Here is an 18,538-nt window from a genome sequence, read left to right as displayed (position 1 = left end):
TATCGAAACGCCCCAATAACCATATTGGTGGCAAATTAAACTAATTAACGATGTAACTATCCTACATTTTTGTCATATTAAATACCAACTAAAGTTGCACGTAAATTTCACTTTTTTTCATCAAAATGAATAAATATTTAATATAAAACGGTGTTTTTCTCTAATAATTGCCAGTTTATGCGACTTTTATTGATATAAATTAGAATAGAGATAGCGGAATATCGTTATTATTTACGGTCTTTTTTTACAAACGAGTTAGCAACTTTCATAAATAATAAGAAAACTTCTTTTTGTTTGTGAAGTAAGTGCTTGATTTAATACTGGTTACTCCCATGCAACTTCACGAATTAGCAAATACTTTTGGACAAGATTTACAACGCAGATATGGCGAAAAAGTACATAAACTGACGTTGCACGGTGGATTTAGCTGCCCGAATCGAGATGGAACAATAGGTAAAGGTGGCTGTACATTTTGTAATGTAGCTTCATTTGCTGACGAACAAGAACAATTTAAATCGATTCATGATCAATTGACCGATAGAGCGGGTGAAGTTCAGCGTGCGAAAAAGTATTTGGCTTATTTTCAAGCTTACACGAGTACTTTTGCTGAAGTGCAAGTTTTAAAAAATATGTACGAAGAGGCATTAAAAGCTGCCAATATTGTCGGGCTTTGTGTTGGTACTCGTCCTGATTGTGTTCCTGATGCGGTATTAGATTTACTCAAAGGTTATGTCGATGATGGCTATGAAGTATGGTTGGAGTTAGGCCTACAAACCGCGAATGATAAAACATTGAAACGTATTAACCGTGGACATGATTTTGCTTGTTATGATGCCATTACTCGTAAAGCTCGCTCTTTAGGTATTAAAGTTTGTACGCATTTAATTATTGGATTACCTGGTGATACTAGAGATGATAACCGTCAAACGTTAGATAAAGTATTAGCGACAGGAACTGATGGTATTAAATTGCACCCTTTGCATATCGTTGAAGGTAGTACAATGGCGAAAGCATGGCGTGCAGGCAAGCTCGATGCGCCAGAAATGGATGAATATGTTGATATTGCTTGTGAGCTTATTCGTTTAACGCCACCTGAAGTGGTTTATCACCGAGTGTCAGCAACCGCGCGTCAACCAACACTATTATCGCCATTGTGGTGTGAACCAAGATGGTTAGGATTAACCAATGTTGGTATGGCATTAAATAATAGTGGTCCTCAAGGTTCATTGATTGATCAACCTTTCAAATATACTGCTCCAGTGCTGAAAAAATAACTCAAATGCATCTAACCCTGATATTATTTATGTGAATATTATCAGGGTATGTTTATGAAGCAGTTAAAAATTCTCGCGCAATTTTATGTCGATCTTATGGTAAGGCTCGGCATTGTCCGTTTTAGTCTATTACTTGCCATTGCCTTAGTTGCACTCGCCGTCATTGTTCAGGTTGGTGTGACGCTTGTTCTGAGCGGTGAAGTGAATGATCTTGATATTATTCGTTCTGTATTCTTTGGTTTATTGATCACGCCTTGGGCAGTGTTCTTTTTATCTGTAGTGGTTGAACATTTAGAAGATTCTCGTCAACGATTATCTAAATTGGTGAGTAAGCTTGAAGAGATGCGTACTCGAGATCTTGATTTAAATAAAAAGCTTAAAGGAAATGTTAAAAAGCTAAATCAAGAAATTGAAGAACGTGAAAAAGCAGAAGAAGCACGACAAGAAGCGATGGAAGATCTCGAAAATGAAGTATTCCAACGTGAGAAAGCACAATTAGAATTAGCAGAACAAACCGCATTATTACGATCTTACTTAGATACCTCTCCCGATATTATTTATTACCGAAACGATCTTGGTCTATTCTCTGGTTGTAATAAAGCTATGGAGCAGCTGACTGGCAAGTTAGAAAAAGAGCTGATTGGTCTCTCTCCTAAAGATGTATACGATGCCGAAGTTGCTGCAAAAGTTATTGATACGGATAGGCAAGTTTTACAAGAAAACCAAGCATTAACCTATGAACAATGGCTTGATTACCCTGATGGTCGTAAAGCGTGTTTTGAATTGAGTAAAATTCCATTTTATAGCAAAGATGGTCGTCGTTTAGGCTTGGTTGGTTTTGGACGAAATATTACTGAACGTAAAGAATATGAAGATGCATTACAAAAAGCGAGCCGTGATAAAACGACCTTTATTTCAACCATCAGTCATGAATTACGTACGCCATTAAATGGTATTGTCGGTTTAAGCCGAATGTTGTTGGACTCTCGTTTAGATGATGAACAACATAATTACATGAGAACCATTAATGTCAGTGCCATTACATTAGGCAATATTTTTAACGATATTATCGATATGGATAAGTTCGATCGCCGCAAATTAGAGCTTTTCCCTAAACCGCTAGATTTCATTAGTTTTGTCACTGAAATGGAAAACATTTCGGGGCTTATGGCTGAACAAAAAGGGTTACGTTTTGATCTTGAGCGCTTGACCGACTTACCTCCTCATATCAGTGTAGATAGCACTCGATTAAGACAGGTGTTATGGAACCTTGTTGGTAATGCCACCAAATTTACCAAAGAAGGTGGGGTTGTTATGTCTGTGAGTGCGGACATACATCAGGATAGCGCAGAGATAACCTTTGAGATAGAAGACACCGGAATCGGTATTCCTGAAGAAGAGTTAGAAAATGTTTTTGCAATGTATTATCAAGTTAAGCAAGGCAAGGATAACTTACATGCTGTAGGGACCGGGATTGGGCTAGCGGTATCAAAAGAGCTGATAAATTTAATGGGTGGTGATATCACGGTTACGAGTGAAGTCGATTTTGGTAGTACTTTTATAGTGACAATTAATGTTCCATTAGTTGATCATGTAGAAGAAGAAGAGGCAATGCCTGAGACAAAAAGCTCAAAGTCATTACGCATTTTTATGCTTGAAGATATTGAGTTAAACGTCACGGTAGCGTGTTCTTTATTAGAAAGCTTAGGTCATACCGTTGATGTTGCAATGTGTGGTGAAGATGCGATAAAGCAATTTGATCCAACTAAGTATGATCTAGCGCTTTTAGATATTCAATTGCCTGATATGACAGGGTTTGATGTTGCTAAAACATTACGTGATAAGTTTGATAATTTACCGCCATTAATTGCATTAACGGCTAATTTACTTAAAGAAAAAGATGAGTATTTTAAAAATGGAATGGATGAAGCGTTAAGTAAACCACTGAGTGTTAAAGCGTTAACCGAGGTACTTGAGCAATTTTCAATGTCAGAGAAGAAGACAGATATTCCAAGCGTACCACAAGAACAAGAAGCATCTTCTGAACCTACTGAAAATGATCAGCTAATTGAATGTTTACTCGATCTAGAAATGTTAGAGTCTTATATTGAGATAGTAGGAACAAAACCTATTTATGCAAATATCGAAATGTTTGAAAAAAGTATGAAAGAATACATTCAAATACTTGATACAAACATGACGGCCAGAGACCAAGATGGCATTGTGTTTGAAACGCATAAAATGAAAGGTGCAGCAGGCTCGATTGGGTTAAAACATATTCAACAAGTCGCACAGAAAGCACAATCACCAGATTTACCTGCGTGGTGGGAAAATATTGATGATTGGGTTGAAGAAATCAAAAATGAATACGAACATGATATTCAAATTTTAAAAAGCTGGTTAGAGCAGCAAGATAAGTAAGGAATAATATGAAGAAGGTACTATTTGCCGCAACACTAATAACAGCTTTATCTGGTTGTCAAATGACGAATCAATCAGAAGCGGATTGGAAACAAGATAATAAAATTGAAATGATGAATGCCAAAATTGAATTGAATTCAGCCATTTGGATAGATCAAATGCCAACTATTGGTGAAGATAGTGATGAGAGTAAAGTTAACTTTGCATTAGGTTTGAGCTCAAAACAAGTCATAGCACCTGAATTGAATATTGAACGTGTTGAACTACGTCAAGGTGACGACTCTTGGGAAGTAACCGAAGAGGAATATGAAGTACGAGTTCAAGATAATCATAATTGGGAAGTGGCAGGCCAGACATTCCACACCTTAGACGCAAGCAAAAAAGTAGATATTGCAATTAAAGCAAGTGGTGAGTGGATTATTGAAACCAACGTGAGTGTTGATACAGTATATTAATACTATGCTATATAGATAAAAAAATGCCCAGCTAGTGATAGCTGGGCATTTTATTTAAAGTCAGATAGAAGAGATTCTTATAGCTCTTCTAGGTCACCACAGAAGCGGTAGCCTTCACCGTGAATTGTAGCGATGATCTCTGGAGTATCAGTTACAGATTCAAAGTGCTTACGGATGCGACGGATAGTTACGTCTACTGTACGATCGTGTGGCTTAAGCTCACGACCAGTCATTTTTTTCAGTAGATCTGCACGAGTCTGGATTTTGCCTGGGTTTTCACAGAAGTGAAGCAGAGCACGGAATTCAGAACGTGGAAGCTTGTAGCTCTCACCGCTTGGGCTAACAAGAGAACGGCTGTTGATTTCTACAGTCCAACCGTTGAACACATAGCGCTCAACCATTTTCTTATCTTCAACAACTGTGTTTTGGTTCATTGAACGAGTTAATAAGTTACGTGCACGAATAGTCAGTTCACGTGGGTTGAATGGTTTTGTGATGTAATCATCAGCGCCAATTTCTAAACCTAAAATCTTATCAACTTCATTATCACGGCCTGTTAGGAACATTAATGCCATATCGCCTCGTTCACGAAGTTCGCGAGCAAGAAGAAGGCCATTTTTACCTGGCAGGTTAATATCCATAATCACAAGATTAAGCTGCTGTTCAGAAAGCACTTTATGCATTTCTTCGCCATCGCTAGCTTCAAAAACATTGTAGCCTTCAGCTTCAAAAATGCTTTTTAACGTATTACGAGTTACGTGTTCATCTTCAACGATTAGGATCTGTGGGGTTTGCATGGGCGGTACCTAACTAACTGGTTAAAGTCAAAAGTAGAATTAACAAATTTTAATTCTATAATAAAAAATTTACAAATAGGAAAATAGATTCTTCAATAGTTAATAAAAAGTAATATAGAAGAATTCAAACCTAAACGGTACGCCATCCTTGGTGGTTGTTATTGAATATAAAGTCAATAACAAGATAAAGCTCTAATTTAGTGAGCTACTTACTGAAACTCCATTAGAAGCAGGATTTTAATCCTTTAACACCACTCTAACAATAAGCGATTTTTATTTCCATACATTTTATTGATTTATATCAATAGCAACCGATAACAATAGAGTGTAGTAATAAATAAGGCAACATATCTATATTGAAATTGTAAATATCTATGCGAATACTAACTAAGTAATTTGAAAAATGTTGTTATTGTATAGTCGATTTTACAAACAAGGAGAACATAAAATGGATTTATTACCTGATATTTGTGATCAGTTTGAAGATAAAGTGCAGTTAGTTGATATCGATTTTAAAAACTTTGGCGGGAAGGCGTGTTTTTATGGCGAGATTGTAACGGTTCGTTGTTATAAAGATAATTCTTTGGTTAGAGAAGTACTCCAGCAGAATGGAAAGGGCAAAGTATTATTCATAGATGGAAATGGATCGCGTCAAAAAGCGTTACTTGGTGATCAAGTTGCTACCTTAGCTGTTGAAAATCAATGGGAAGGAGTGATTGTTTACGGTGTTGTACGTGATGTCGGTGCAATACAAACCATGCCATTAGGCCTAAAGGCACTAGGCACCTCACCTTTTAAAACAGAGAAGAGAGGCGCAGGAGAGCAACAAGTTTCTCTCACTATTAATGGAAAAATGATTTCTCCAGGAGATTATATTTATGCAGATCTCAATGGGTTATTAATGAGTAAAGAGTTATTAATTTAAATAAATTTTATAAATAAATAAAATATTTGTTTTTATTATTCAAGGTCTTGGTGATTAGTTTGTATATTTTATTGAGTAAATAAATAAACTTTTCATTGACTTATTAGCTCTAAGTAAGGTAAATGTTACATAAGACAAACAATTTACTTTAGAATTTATTATATGTTTATTATCAGCTCTATGATTATTACCACAACAATTACCGGCACCATGGTTGCTGGGGTGGGCTGATACGTATAAGTATATGAAAAAGCCTGCTCTGATTACCAGAGCAGGCTTTTTTTTTGCAAATTTGTTACTAATTCTTAATTGCATTCTTTTATTATCAAATGAAAAGGTTATGATGATGTTAGTTATGCAGTAAGGATATTGCAGTAGCACTCGTTTTTAGGGAGGAAGAAATGCGAGTATTAAAATTTGGTGGTTCGTCATTAGCTGATTCAGATCGTTTTTTACGTGCCGCAGACATTATTGCTAATAATGCACAGCAACAAGAAGTTTCTGTCGTATTATCAGCGCCTGGAAAAGTAACAAATAAATTAGTTTCAGTGGTTGATAATCTTCTTACCAATGGTGAAGCAGAATTACAAATCTCAGAACTAGAATCTGTTTTTACTCAATTATTTAGTGGTATTTCTAACACCCTTCCACAAGTTGATCTTAAATTACTTGAAAATAAGCTGAAAGATTCTATTTCTCAATTACGTCAATATGCTCATGGGATCACCTTGCTTGGTATGTGTCCTGATAATGTATATGCAAAAATCATCAGTAAAGGTGAACGCATTTCTATTGTCATGATGAAAGCCGTATTAGAAGCAAAAGGTCAACCAGCAAGCTTAATTGATCCTGTTAAGTATTTATATGCGAAAGGCGATTACCTTGAAGGTGCGGTAGATGTTGATGTATCAACATTAAACTTTAAGAATGAACCATTGCCGCAAGGTCATGTAAATATTATGCCTGGCTTTACTGCTGGTAATGCGAAAGGAGAGTTGGTAACTCTTGGCCGTAATGGTTCTGATTATTCAGCAGCAGTACTTGCAGCATGTTTACGAGCTGAATGTTGTGAAATTTGGACTGATGTAGATGGTGTTTATAATTGTGACCCACGTTTAGTTGATGATGCTCGTCTATTAAAATCATTAAGTTATCAAGAAGCTATGGAGCTCTCTTACTTTGGTGCTTCCGTTCTTCACCCGAAAACCATCGCTCCTATTGCTCAATTCCACATTCCTTGTCTAATAAAAAATAGCTTTAACCCTCAAGGTGCAGGGACTCTAATCGGTCAAGATACCGGTGAAGATAATCTGGCGATTAAAGGCATCACTACACTCAATAATTTAACCATGGTTAATGTTAGTGGGCCGGGTATGAAAGGCATGGTTGGTATGGCAAGCCGTGTATTTGGTGCTATGTCGGCAACAGGGATCTCAATTGTTCTTATTACTCAATCCTCATCAGAGTACAGTATAAGTTTCTGTATTGAAGCTGAAGACAAATGCAAGGCAGAGCAAGTACTAAGAGAAGCGTTTGAATTAGAACTTAAAGATGGCTTATTAGAGCCGGTTGAGTTTACAGATAATGTTGCCATTGTTACTTTGGTTGGCGATGGCATGCGTACATCGAAAGGCGTCGCATCTCAATTCTTTACTTCTCTTACTGAAGTTAATGTGAATATTATTGCCATTGCGCAAGGATCTTCTGAGCGTGCGATTTCTGCTGTTATTCCTGAAGATAAAGTATCTGAGTCGATAAAAGCATGTCATGAAAACCTATTCAATAGTAAACATTTCTTAGATGTATTTGTTGTTGGTGTTGGTGGTGTTGGTGGTGAATTAGTTGATCAAATCAAACGCCAGCAACCAAAATTGGCAGAGAAAGGCATTGAAATTCGAGTATGTGGCTTGGCAAATAGCCGAGGATTACTACTGGATAGTAAAGGCATTCCGCTAGAAGATTGGCGTGAACGCATGAGCAATACCTCTGAGGAGTTCAGCTTAGCTCGTTTAATTGCTTTGGTTCAACGTAACCATATTATTAACCCAGTTATTGTTGATTGTACGTCTGACCATGGTATCGCTGCTCAATACGTTGATTTCCTATCAGCTGGTTTTCACGTTATTACACCAAATAAGAAAGCCAATACGGATTCAATGGCTTATTACCACCAGTTACGTAATGCTGCTCGTGGTACTCGTCGTAAATTTATGTATGAAACAACGGTTGGTGCTGGCTTACCTGTTATCGAAAACTTACAGAACTTGATTGCAGCAGGTGATGAGCTTGAAAAGTTCAACGGCATCTTGTCTGGCTCTCTTTCTTATATCTTTGGTAAGTTAGATGAAGGAATGTCATTAAGCGAAGCAACAAACGTAGCGAAAGAGAATGGCTTTACAGAACCAGATCCTCGAGATGATCTTTCAGGTATGGATGTTGCTCGTAAATTATTAATTCTAGCTCGTGAGTCTGGATTAGAAATTGAGCTAGATGATGTAGAAGTTGAACAAGCATTACCGCCGGGCTTTGACGACTCAGGTACGGTTGAAGAGTTTATGGCTCGACTTCCTGAAGCGGATGCGTATTTTGCTGAGCAATCGGCTATTGCAGCAGAAGATGGCAAGGTATTACGCTATGTTGGTGAGATCTTAGACGGTAAATGTAAAGTAAGAATTGTTGCTGTAGATGGCGATGATCCTATGTTTAAAATTAAAGATGGCGAGAACGCATTGGCTTTCTATAGCCGCTATTATCAACCTATCCCATTAGTATTACGTGGTTATGGCGCAGGAACCGAAGTAACCGCTGCTGGCGTGTTCTCTGATTTAATGCGTACGCTTGGTTGGAAATTAGGAGTATAGAATGAGTGTTGTTGTTTATGCTCCTGCATCAATAGGAAATGTAAGTGTTGGCTTTGATGTATTAGGCGCAGCAGTCTCACCTATTGACGGTACACTATTGGGAGATCGTGTTTTAGTTGAACTTGGAAGTGAGGCATTTACATTAGCTACCGCTGGCAGCTTTGTGGATAAATTACCTGAAAACCCGAAAGACAATATTGTTTACGACTGTTGGTGTGTATTTTCTCGTGAATTGAATAAAAAAAATGTGGCATTAAAGAATGTTCACATGATTTTAGAGAAAAATATGCCAATTGGTTCAGGCCTTGGTTCTAGTGCTTGTTCTATTGTTGCGGCGTTAGATGCATTAAACCAATTTCACGATAACCCTTTAAATGACATGGAACTATTGGCATTAATGGGAGAAATGGAAGGGCAGATATCAGGTGGTATTCACTATGATAATGTAGCTCCATGTTATCTTGGTGGTTTACAGTTAATGGTGGAAGAGCTTGGTATTATTAGTCAAGAAGTTCCATGCTTTGATGAATGGTATTGGGTTATGGCTTATCCAGGAATTAAAGTATCAACCGCTGAAGCTCGTGAGATTTTACCTTCTCAATACCGTCGTCAAGATGTGATTGCACATGGTCGTAACCTTGCTGGTTTTATTCATGCTTGTTATTCAAAGCAACCTGAACTTGCAGCAAAGATGATTAAAGACGTGGTGGCTGAACCTTATAGAGAGCGCTTGCTACCAAACTTTGCTAAAGCTCGTGAATACGCAGCATCAGCAGGTGCATTAACGACAGGGATTTCAGGTTCAGGCCCGACACTTTTTAGTATATGCAAAGATAAAGATGTAGCGGATAGAGTATCTCGTTGGCTACAAGAAAATTACGTTCAAAATAATGAAGGATTTGTTCATGTTTGTCGTTTAGATAAGCAAGGATCACAAGTGACAGGAAGTAAACTATGAAGCTGTATAACATAAAAGAAAATGATGAGCAGGTCTCTTTTGGCCAAGCGGTTCGCCAAGGTTTAGGTCGTAATCAAGGACTATTTTTTCCATCAGAATTACCTAAGTTTGATGATGTTGATGCACTTCTTGCTGAGGATTTTATTTCTCGTAGTACTAAAATTTTATCTGCTTTTATCAAAGAGGAGCTGCCTCAAGATACTGTAAGAAGTATGGTTGAGAATGCATTCCAATTTCCTGCACCGATTAAAGCCGTTAAAGATGATGTCTATGCGTTAGAGTTATTTCATGGACCAACATTAGCATTTAAGGATTTTGGTGGCCGTTTTATGGCTCAATCTTTAGCTGCTGTGACCGATAGCGATGAACAAATTACGATTTTAACAGCAACATCGGGTGATACTGGTGCGGCTGTTGCTCATGCTTTTTATGGTATGGACAATATTAAGGTCGTCATTCTTTACCCGAAAGGTAAAATCAGTCCGTTGCAAGAGAAGTTATTTTGTACATTAGGTAAGAATATCCATACCGTTGCTGTTGATGGTGATTTTGATGATTGCCAAGCATTAGTGAAACAGTCTTTTGATGATGCAGAACTGCGTAAAGAAGTTGGATTAAACTCTGCAAACTCAATCAATATTAGCCGTTTGATGGCACAGATTTGCTACTATTTTGAGGCGGTATCTCAACTACCGAAAGAAAAACGTAATGATGTCGTTATTTCAGTGCCAAGTGGTAATTTTGGCAACTTAACTGCGGGATTATTGGCGAAATCATTAGGCTTACCTGTAAAACGCTTTATTGCTGCAACGAATGTTAATGATACCGTTCCTCGTTATCTTGAAACGGGTCAATGGGAACCTAAAGTCACAATCCCAACGATTTCAAATGCAATGGATGTAAGTCAACCAAATAACTGGCCTCGTATTGAAGAGCTATGTCAGCGTTTAGGATGGGGATTAGAAACTCTTGGTAAAGGTGCAGTTACTGATGAGCAAAGTGCTGAAACATTAAAAGAGATGAATCAAGCAGGCTATCTATGTGAGCCTCATGGTGCCATTGCTTATCGTATATTGAATGAGCAACTCTCTGATGGTGAAACTGGCCTTTTCTTATGTACAGCACATCCAGCTAAGTTTAAAGAAGTAGTTGAAGATATCCTAGGTAATGATATTGAGCTACCTGCTCCATTAGCCAAGCATAATGCGATGGAATTGCTATCTGAAGATTTAGATAATGATTTTGATGCACTTAAAGCAGTATTAAGAAAAGTTCAATAAGCACTAAGATTGAAATAGATGAGTCTCTTTGGTTAATGATCAAAGGGACTTTTTTATATGGCTAAAGTAATAATATCAATCGTAGTAAATAATTGAGCACCTTAGCAGTTAAATACTTACTGTGATTGGCATAAAAAAACGGCACTCATGAGCATTGAGTGCCGTTTCGTATTTTTAAATCGACTATAAAATTATAGAGATTCAGTAAAAGTACGTGCGATAACGTCTTTTTGTTGTTCTGTTGTTAGAGAGTTAAAACGCACAGCATAACCAGATACACGGATAGTTAGTTGTGGGTAGTTCTCTGGGTGCTTAACAGCATCTTCTAGAGTGTCACGTTGTAAAACGTTAACATTTAGGTGTTGACCACCTTCAATTTTTGGTGCTTTTTCGATAGCAACATCACGGCTTTCGTACTCACCTAGTTCGCTTGCTGCGATAACTTGGTCAGCTTCAAAACCTGCTGTTGCAACAACACAACGTGCTTCGTTTTTCTCGCTATCTAGTAGCCAGATTGAGTTAAGAAGATCGTCATTTGCTGCTTTAGTAATTTGGATACCTGTGATCATTTTACTTTCTCCTAGTCCACTTTGTGGTTATTTTCTAAATATCTTATGGATCACATTATATACATGATACCCTTACTTTGTATATTGATATATGTCAAAAAACTACAAAAACTTTCAATTAATTCAGATTGAAAATCTTGTCCTAAATCAATAAAGTTCCATATAGCTTGCTTGTAGCACATTTTTTATGGTTATTGGTTTTGTTTGTCTTTTTCCGTTTTGTAGTGAATTTACTACAAAATTAGCTGTTTACCTCATTTGTGATTTATATAGCCAATTGTAGGTAGGGCAGAGAAGTACTGACAAATAAAGTGTTTACCGTAATAATAAGACGAAATAAATTTTGAAAGGAAATAACAGAGATGAAATATATTGGTGCGCATGTATCTGCTGCTGGTGGTGTTGATCAAGCGCCAAAACGCGCTTATCAAATTGGTGCTAATGCCTTTGCTTTATTTACAAAAAACCAACGTCAATGGGTAGCAAAACCATTAACAAAGAAAATCATCTCTGATTTTAAGGCTAACTGTAAGCGATTTGGCTTTAGTAGTGAGCAAATACTACCGCATGACTCATACTTAATTAATTTAGGTGCGCCTGAAACTGAGAAGCTTGAAAAATCACGAGCTGCTTTTATTGATGAAATGGAGCGCTGCCATCAACTTGGTTTAACGTTATTAAACTTTCATCCAGGAAGTCATTTGAAAAAAATTTCAGAAGATGAATGTATATCTTTAATTGCTGAATCGATCAATCTTGCACACCAAGCGGTTCCCGATGTTGTTGCTGTTATTGAAAATACGGCAGGGCAAGGAACCAATTTGGGATGGAAATTTGAACAACTGGCTCAAATTATTGAACAGGTCGAAGATAAAACTCGAGTAGGGATATGCATTGATACTTGCCATACGTTTGCTGCTGGGTACGATTTAAGTTCAAAAGAAGCGTGTGAACATACTTTCGCTGAATTCGAACGTATTGTTGGTTTTCAATATTTACGAGGTATGCATATCAATGATGCAAAAATCGAATTAGGCAGTCGAGTTGATCGCCATCATTCATTGGGACAAGGAACGATAGGTTGGGATTGCTTTGAATATATTATGCAGGATGACCGATTTAATAATATACCGCTAGTTTTGGAAACGATTGATCCTGATATTTGGAAAGATGAGATAGCTCAATTAAGAACGCTAAGTGAGAAAAAATAATGGCATTAACTTGGAACTCTATTATATCAGCAGAAAAAAATAAGGCTTACTATCAGTCTATGTCGGAAAAGATTGATGCCCAACGTTCTCTTGGAAAATCTATTTTCCCAAAAGAAGATCATATTTTTACTGCGTTTGATTTAACTCCTTTTAATGACGTTAAAGTGGTTATTCTTGGTCAAGACCCTTATCACGGAGAGGGACAAGCACATGGTTTGTCTTTTTCTGTGTTACCAGGAGTAAAAATTCCTCCTTCTTTACGTAATATGTATAAAGAACTGGCTGAGGATATTCCTGGTTTTACTATTCCTGAACATGGATATTTAAAAACATGGGCAGAACAAGGGGTGCTGTTGTTGAACACGGTTCTGACCGTTGAGGAAGCAAAAGCGCATTCTCATGCCAAGTTTGGTTGGGAAACCTTCACGGATGCCATCATCAAAAAAATCAATGATGATATGGAAGGCGTTATTTTTTTATTGTGGGGGGCTCACGCTCAGAAAAAAGGAGCGAATATTGATACAAGTCGCCACTTTATTCTTCAGGCACCTCATCCATCTCCATTATCTGCACATCGTGGTTTTTTTGGTTGTAAGCATTTTTCACAAACGAATGAATTATTACGCCAGCAAAACTTATCTGAAATCAATTGGGGATCGGTTACATCAAGTTAACTGGATAAAATTTGAACTAAATCCTGTGCTCTCATACTGATGATATACACTTATCTATTGTAATAGTTTACAAAGTAAAGGAGGACAGGATGCTTATTGAAAGTATTTATAAGGAGCATGGATACATAAATCGTATTGTGCAATTACTTGATAGTAAGTTGGAACGATTAGAGGATGAAAAAACAGTTAACTATAATGTAATTCGTGAAGGCGTTGATTATTTATCTTCTTTTGCTGAAAAAACTCATCATCCTAAAGAAGATATGATTTATCAATATTATATTGATCATTATGGTAAACATGAGGGGGTAAGTGACTTGCTTGAAGCGCATCATACTCTTTCACAAGATACTGAAGACTTTTCAATTACGATTGATATGATTCTAAATGATGCCATTGTGCCTAAAGACATATTTAAAGCTCATTTGAAGGCATTTACTAAACGCATAAAAGATCATTTAGAACAAGAAGAGCAAGAGATTTTTCCTTTTTTAAAAGCGCACTTAACAACGGACGATTGGGATGCCCTTGAGAAAGGATGGAAAGAAATAGATGACCCTGTTTTTGGTGAGACCGTTGATAAACGTTATCGAGAATTAGCGAAAAAAGTTAGGTAAAGGTCATTTCATAAAAAAGGAGAGCGCTAGGCTCTCCTTTTTTATTGATTATTTTAGATAAACATCGTCTAGATTGCCGTTGAAAAAAGGGTCGAGCTCTTTAAGCTCATGTAATAATTGACGACGATCTTGAATCTCTTCAATCTCACGCCATAGACGTTTGGCTTGCTTCTTTTTTGTCGTTGTTGTTTTCGTTGCTAATATATCGTTTAGTGTGTACCCATCCATAAGCACCTCATTTTATTAATTATTACAAAGAGTAAAACCATCCATTTAGCATGCTATTAAGTATCATAGAGAATAGATTATGACCTTGAACTGTTTCTCATTTGTTGATTTTTTATGAATTTTTTATGAGATAACGATCACTTAAATGCAATATATAGATGATTAAAACTCAAAATGAGCGTCATAAAGTAATAAAAAACCAAAAGATAGCTAAATTTTTTATGTTTGATTTATGTTAACAAGAATACTGACGGTTATCTGCTATCATTCGGTTTATTAGCAAACGTTTGTTTCGCTATTATGGTAGGTATTAAAAAATGATTGGTAATATTGCAGCAAGTATCTTGTTGTTTTCTATTAGGCATTCATTTAAATCATGAGTATTTATTTTTCATAACTCCAATCTTATTTTGTGATTTTGTTGATTGAAATGTCATTAATATGCGTACTATTTGTTGCCTTTATTGCACTTTTTTCTGAGGTTGTAGAAAAAGTGTCACCCTTAACACATGTGTTTTCTATTGATTTTTTATCAAATACTGATCATCATTCAGCACGCCAATCTTAAGCAGCATGAATGCATAAATAATTCATGAAAGTGAATAAAGGGGTAATCCCATAATTAATAGAATTGTAAGCTTAAGATTAGAGCGAGAAGGGGACACTTAATAATAGTTAAGTGTGTATGTGTTTTTACGAATGTAACTGAGGGGAAAAAGTGGCAAGTCTTATTAATTTATTGAATGACCTATTATGGGGTTCAGTACTTGTATATTTATTAGTTGCTATCGGTATCTACTTCACTGTTCGATTAGGTTTTATTCAATTCCGTCATTTTGGACATATGTTTTCGGTATTGAAGGACAGTCGAAAGTCAGACACATCAGGTATATCATCATTCCAAGCATTATGTACGAGTTTAGCGGCTCGAGTTGGCACCGGGAACATGGCAGGGGTAGCTGTTGCGCTTACCGCTGGTGGCCCAGGTGCTATTTTTTGGATGTGGTTGATTGCGATGTTAGGTATGGCAACATCATTTGCAGAAAGCACATTAGCGCAATTATATAAAACCAAAGACGATGACGGTAATTATCGTGGTGGTCCTGCTTATTATATGGAGAAGGGACTTGGAATGCGCTGGATGGGCGTGCTTTTTTCAGTATTTTTAATCATCGCATTTGGTCTTGTATTTAACGCTGTTCAAGCCAACTCTATCGTTGGTGCAATGCAAACTGCATTTGGTTGGAAACCTTTGTATGTTGGTGTTGCGATTGTCATTTTATCTGCGGTTGTTATTTTTGGTGGATTTAGAACAATTGCACGTACTGCTGAAATTGTTGTTCCAGTAATGGCTTTAGCCTACTTGGCAATTGCTTTCTTTATCATGTTTACCAACATTGAAAAGCTACCAAGTGTGATTAGCTTGATATTCAAGAGTGCATTTGGCCTACAAGAAGCTGCCGCAGGTGGTTTAGGTTATGCAATAGCTCAAGCTATGATTAATGGTATTAAGCGTGGTTTGTTCTCGAATGAGGCTGGTATGGGGTCAGCTCCTAATGCTGCTGCATCTGCGACACCATATCCTCCGCATCCAGCATCTCAAGGTTATGTGCAAATGCTAGGTGTATTCATGGATACAATTGTGATTTGTTCTGCGACAGTGGCTATCATTTTAATGTCTGGTGAGTATGTTCCTCATGGAGAAGTCACGGGTATTGAATTAACTCAGTTAGCATTAACAAGTCAAGTTGGTGATTGGGGCGGTATTTTTGTTGCTGTCGCGATTTTCTTTTTCGCTTTTACTTCGATTATTGCCAACTACTCTTATGCAGAAACGAATTTAATCTTCTTAGAACATAATCATAAAGCGGGCATTGGTATTTTCCGAGTGATCGTTCTGGGTATGGTAATGTTTGGAGCGTTATCCTCATTACCTACTGTATGGGCATTAGCGGACGTATCAATGGGATTAATGGCAATTGTAAACTTAATAGCTATCGCATTGCTGTCAGGAACCGTGATTAAGCTTGCTAAAGATTATAATAAGCAACTTAAAGAAGGTAAATTACCTACCTTTGATAGTAAAGATTATCCAGAGCTTCACTCTCAATTAGAGGAAGGGATTTGGGATAATACAAAAGAGCAAAAATAGTCATTGTTTTTGCCCATCAAATAAATAGATAAAGCCATGCATTCGAGCGTGGCTTTTTTTTATTTGAATCGTTAATATCTTGTATATATAAAAATACAAAGGGATATCTTGCTCATGCTTATTGTGGTTTCTCCAGCAAAAACACTCGATTATGAAACACCGCTACCAACATCTGCTTTTACTCAACCTGATTTCATTTCAGATTCGGCTGAGTTAATTAAGGCATGCAGAACATTAACGCCTGTTGATATCGCTAAGTTAATGAAAGTAAGTGATAAAATTGCCAGTTTAAATGCTGTTCGCTTTGAAGAGTGGTCAACGACGTTTACTCAAGAGAATGCTCGACCTGCCTTATTTGCTTTTAAAGGGGATGTATACACAGGTTTAGATGCAAACAGTTTGAGTGAAAGTGAGATTGAGTACGCTCAAACCAATTTGAGAATGTTATCTGGCTTGTATGGATTATTAAAGCCACTGGATTTAATGAAGCCTTATCGTCTTGAAATGGGAACTAAACTTGAAAATGAGCGAGGTTCAAATTTGTATCAATTTTGGGGGAGTTTAATCACCAATAAACTTAACCAAGAGTTAGAAGAGCAAGGTTCTGAAACACTAGTTAATTTAGCATCTAATGAGTACTTTAAATCGGTTAAGCCAAAGGAGCTAAAAGCAGATATTGTTACTCCTGTATTTAAAGATTGCAAAAATGGACAGTATAAAATTATTAGTTTTTATGCGAAAAAAGCTCGTGGATTAATGGCTCGCTTTATTATTCAAAATAAGATTTCTAATGTTGAAGAACTAAAGAGTTTTGATAGTGATGGATATTACTTTGTTGAGGCGGAATCAACAGCAACGACGTTAGTCTTTAAGCGAGAAGAGCAGAATAAATAAATATTTTAATAAATGAAATGTCAATAAAGTGTTTCACATTTGTGTTTAACTGGTTATATTAACTAGGTGGTTGTAATTTAAACTTTTTCAGCTTCTTATAGAAGAGAAAGTAGTGAAATAATCAGGTTTTAAAATGGATTTTACCCCCAAGTTAACACAGAAAGTGTTAAAATCGGCGTAATGTCAAAATAATGGCAACCCTCTCAATTTTTTGAGAATAACTATAAAAGGACAAATCAAATGGCAGATCAAGGCGCTGTAACTGATTTAGCTACAACTGGCGTAGCTAACTTAGAGCATTGGCTAACAGATAATACTGAATTGTTTATTACTTATGGTGTAAACATTATTTCAGCTCTCGCGATTCTTTTTATCGGTAACATTATCGTAAAAAAAGTAGCGAACAGTGTAAGTAACGTACTTAAAAAGAAAAAGATGGATAAAGCGGTTGTTGACTTTGTTCACACTCTTGTTCGTTACCTTTTATTCATCATCGTATTAATTGCTGCATTAGGTAAAGTTGGCGTACAAACAGCATCGGTTGTTGCTGTGATTGGTGCGGCTGGTTTAGCGGTTGGTTTAGCGCTTCAAGGCTCTCTATCAAACTTTGCAGCTGGTGTATTGATTGTTGCTTTCCGTCCATTTAAATCTGGCGATTATGTTGAGATTGGTGGTGTTGCGGGGTCAGTTGATTCAATTCAAATTTTCCAAACGATCCTAACTACACCTGATAACAAAATGGTTGTAGTACCAAATGGTGGTGTTATTGGTAGCCCAATTACAAACTATTCTCGCCATGCAACGCGTCGTGTAGATCATGTTATTGGTGTTTCTTATAGTGCGGATCTTAAGAAAACAAAAGAAGTCATTACAAAAGTACTTGAGTCAGATCCTCGTGTATTGAAAACACCTGCTCCAACGGTTGGTGTTGTAGCTCTAGCTGATTCATCTGTAAACTTTGTTGTTCGCCCGTGGTGTAAAACTGCTGAGTATTGGGATGTGTACTTTGATACGCTTCAAGCGATTAAAGAAGGCCTAGATAACGAAGGTATTGAGATCCCATTCCCACAAATGGATGTTCATTTAAATAAAGTAGATTAATTTTTATTTAAATCAAAATATTAAATGCTACCTTCGGGTAGCATTTTTTTTGCCTTAACATGCATAATGATAAGGAATTATTTGCTGTTATTAGAGTCATAGCAATATGACATTATCTTGA

16 protein-coding genes and 1 other annotated feature are annotated in these 18,538 nt (G+C 36.8%); of the genes, 13 read left to right on the top strand and 3 right to left on the bottom strand.

The genetic code is table 11. From position 1 onward, the window contains the following. Positions 1 to 332: 332 nt before the first annotated feature. The 3 genes from AAFX60_011525 to AAFX60_011515 are packed head-to-tail and all read left to right on the top strand — an operon-like array spanning position 333 to position 4,150. On the top strand, positions 333 to 1,274 hold the full coding sequence (locus AAFX60_011525) for a TIGR01212 family radical SAM protein (GenBank protein XDF77306.1): 942 nt from the start codon (positions 333 to 335) through the stop codon (positions 1,272 to 1,274). Between the two features lie 54 nt (positions 1,275 to 1,328). Further along, the gene (gene arcB / locus AAFX60_011520; protein ID XDF77305.1) at positions 1,329 to 3,695 is read left to right on the top strand and encodes an aerobic respiration two-component sensor histidine kinase ArcB; all 2,367 of its coding nucleotides are present in this window, start codon (positions 1,329 to 1,331) and stop codon (positions 3,693 to 3,695) included. Between the two features lie 8 nt (positions 3,696 to 3,703). After that, entirely contained in the window at positions 3,704 to 4,150 is a 447-nt protein-coding gene (locus tag AAFX60_011515; GenBank protein XDF77304.1) for a membrane lipoprotein lipid attachment site-containing protein, read from the top strand. Positions 4,151 to 4,227: 77 nt separating this feature from the next. On the opposite strand, the gene arcA is transcribed toward AAFX60_011515, so the two are convergent. Then, positions 4,228 to 4,947 (bottom strand): two-component system response regulator ArcA, encoded by a 720-nt coding sequence (gene arcA / locus AAFX60_011510; protein XDF77303.1) that lies wholly within the window; start codon positions 4,945 to 4,947, stop codon positions 4,228 to 4,230. 448 nt (positions 4,948 to 5,395) lie between these two features. On the opposite strand from arcA, the gene AAFX60_011505 reads away from it, so the two are divergent. The 4 genes from AAFX60_011505 (at position 5,396) to thrC (ending at position 10,971) form a co-directional block, all read left to right on the top strand. Beyond that, entirely contained in the window at positions 5,396 to 5,872 is a 477-nt protein-coding gene (locus AAFX60_011505; GenBank protein XDF77302.1) for a putative 4-hydroxy-4-methyl-2-oxoglutarate aldolase, read from the top strand. Positions 5,873 to 6,041: 169 nt separating this feature from the next. After that, positions 6,042 to 6,158 (top strand) — a sequence feature (Thr leader region). Positions 6,159 to 6,273: 115 nt separating this feature from the next. Beyond that, positions 6,274 to 8,733, top strand: coding sequence for a bifunctional aspartate kinase/homoserine dehydrogenase I (thrA, locus tag AAFX60_011500; GenBank protein ID XDF77301.1), 2,460 nt, complete (start codon positions 6,274 to 6,276; stop codon positions 8,731 to 8,733). A 1-nt stretch (position 8,734) separates the two neighbouring features. Then, positions 8,735 to 9,691, top strand: coding sequence for a homoserine kinase (thrB, locus tag AAFX60_011495; protein XDF77300.1), 957 nt, complete (start codon positions 8,735 to 8,737; stop codon positions 9,689 to 9,691). Further along, on the top strand, positions 9,688 to 10,971 hold the full coding sequence (gene thrC, locus AAFX60_011490) for a threonine synthase (GenBank protein XDF77299.1): 1,284 nt from the start codon (positions 9,688 to 9,690) through the stop codon (positions 10,969 to 10,971). The genes thrB and thrC overlap by 4 nt, the downstream gene beginning before the upstream one ends. Positions 10,972 to 11,162: 191 nt before the next feature. Here thrC and grcA read toward each other — a convergent pair whose 3' ends face one another. Next, positions 11,163 to 11,540 (bottom strand): autonomous glycyl radical cofactor GrcA, encoded by a 378-nt coding sequence (gene grcA / locus AAFX60_011485; protein ID XDF77298.1) that lies wholly within the window; start codon positions 11,538 to 11,540, stop codon positions 11,163 to 11,165. A gap of 362 nt (positions 11,541 to 11,902) precedes the next feature. Between grcA and nfo the strand changes: the two genes are divergently transcribed. From nfo to AAFX60_011470, 3 genes are all read left to right on the top strand, one after another. Next, complete coding sequence (gene nfo, locus AAFX60_011480; protein XDF77297.1) at positions 11,903 to 12,751, top strand: deoxyribonuclease IV; 849 nt, start codon at positions 11,903 to 11,905, stop codon at positions 12,749 to 12,751. Continuing rightward, positions 12,751 to 13,425 (top strand): uracil-DNA glycosylase, encoded by a 675-nt coding sequence (gene ung, locus AAFX60_011475; GenBank protein XDF77296.1) that lies wholly within the window; start codon positions 12,751 to 12,753, stop codon positions 13,423 to 13,425. The genes nfo and ung overlap by 1 nt, the downstream gene beginning before the upstream one ends. Positions 13,426 to 13,514: 89 nt before the next feature. Continuing rightward, positions 13,515 to 14,042: a hemerythrin domain-containing protein gene (locus tag AAFX60_011470; GenBank protein ID XDF77295.1), complete on the top strand. Its 528-nt coding sequence runs from the start codon at positions 13,515 to 13,517 to the stop codon at positions 14,040 to 14,042. A gap of 48 nt (positions 14,043 to 14,090) precedes the next feature. Here AAFX60_011470 and AAFX60_011465 read toward each other — a convergent pair whose 3' ends face one another. Then, positions 14,091 to 14,270: a DUF3545 family protein gene (locus tag AAFX60_011465; protein XDF77294.1), complete on the bottom strand. Its 180-nt coding sequence runs from the start codon at positions 14,268 to 14,270 to the stop codon at positions 14,091 to 14,093. A gap of 718 nt (positions 14,271 to 14,988) precedes the next feature. On the opposite strand from AAFX60_011465, the gene AAFX60_011460 reads away from it, so the two are divergent. From AAFX60_011460 to mscS, 3 genes are all read left to right on the top strand, one after another. After that, positions 14,989 to 16,422, top strand: a complete 1,434-nt coding sequence (locus AAFX60_011460) for a sodium:alanine symporter family protein (GenBank protein ID XDF77293.1) — start codon at positions 14,989 to 14,991, stop codon at positions 16,420 to 16,422. A gap of 114 nt (positions 16,423 to 16,536) precedes the next feature. After that, the gene (gene yaaA, locus AAFX60_011455) at positions 16,537 to 17,316 is read left to right on the top strand and encodes a peroxide stress protein YaaA (protein ID XDF77292.1); all 780 of its coding nucleotides are present in this window, start codon (positions 16,537 to 16,539) and stop codon (positions 17,314 to 17,316) included. A 240-nt stretch (positions 17,317 to 17,556) separates the two neighbouring features. Continuing rightward, positions 17,557 to 18,417 (top strand): small-conductance mechanosensitive channel MscS, encoded by an 861-nt coding sequence (mscS, locus tag AAFX60_011450; protein XDF77291.1) that lies wholly within the window; start codon positions 17,557 to 17,559, stop codon positions 18,415 to 18,417. Positions 18,418 to 18,538 lie beyond the last annotated feature (121 nt).

The sequence above is a fragment of the Aliivibrio fischeri genome, assembly GCA_038993745.2.
Taxonomy (GTDB): domain Bacteria; phylum Pseudomonadota; class Gammaproteobacteria; order Enterobacterales; family Vibrionaceae; genus Aliivibrio; species Aliivibrio fischeri_B.
This window is presented reverse-complemented; position numbering and strand designations above follow the sequence as displayed.

Excerpts from the sequence above, each read along its gene's own strand:
- AAFX60_011525 (XDF77306.1), top strand. The coding sequence starts at position 333 with ATGCAACTTCACGAATTAGCAAATACTTTTGGACAAGATTTACAACGC.
- arcB (XDF77305.1), top strand. The coding sequence starts at position 1,329 with ATGAAGCAGTTAAAAATTCTCGCGCAATTTTATGTCGATCTTATGGTA.
- AAFX60_011515 (XDF77304.1), top strand. The coding sequence starts at position 3,704 with ATGAAGAAGGTACTATTTGCCGCAACACTAATAACAGCTTTATCTGGT.
- arcA (XDF77303.1), bottom strand. The coding sequence starts at position 4,947 with ATGCAAACCCCACAGATCCTAATCGTTGAAGATGAACACGTAACTCGT.
- AAFX60_011505 (XDF77302.1), top strand. The coding sequence starts at position 5,396 with ATGGATTTATTACCTGATATTTGTGATCAGTTTGAAGATAAAGTGCAG.
- thrA (XDF77301.1), top strand. The coding sequence starts at position 6,274 with ATGCGAGTATTAAAATTTGGTGGTTCGTCATTAGCTGATTCAGATCGT.
- thrB (XDF77300.1), top strand. The coding sequence starts at position 8,735 with ATGAGTGTTGTTGTTTATGCTCCTGCATCAATAGGAAATGTAAGTGTT.
- thrC (XDF77299.1), top strand. The coding sequence starts at position 9,688 with ATGAAGCTGTATAACATAAAAGAAAATGATGAGCAGGTCTCTTTTGGC.
- grcA (XDF77298.1), bottom strand. The coding sequence starts at position 11,540 with ATGATCACAGGTATCCAAATTACTAAAGCAGCAAATGACGATCTTCTT.
- nfo (XDF77297.1), top strand. The coding sequence starts at position 11,903 with ATGAAATATATTGGTGCGCATGTATCTGCTGCTGGTGGTGTTGATCAA.
- ung (XDF77296.1), top strand. The coding sequence starts at position 12,751 with ATGGCATTAACTTGGAACTCTATTATATCAGCAGAAAAAAATAAGGCT.
- AAFX60_011470 (XDF77295.1), top strand. The coding sequence starts at position 13,515 with ATGCTTATTGAAAGTATTTATAAGGAGCATGGATACATAAATCGTATT.
- AAFX60_011465 (XDF77294.1), bottom strand. The coding sequence starts at position 14,270 with ATGGATGGGTACACACTAAACGATATATTAGCAACGAAAACAACAACG.
- yaaA (XDF77292.1), top strand. The coding sequence starts at position 16,537 with ATGCTTATTGTGGTTTCTCCAGCAAAAACACTCGATTATGAAACACCG.
- mscS (XDF77291.1), top strand. The coding sequence starts at position 17,557 with ATGGCAGATCAAGGCGCTGTAACTGATTTAGCTACAACTGGCGTAGCT.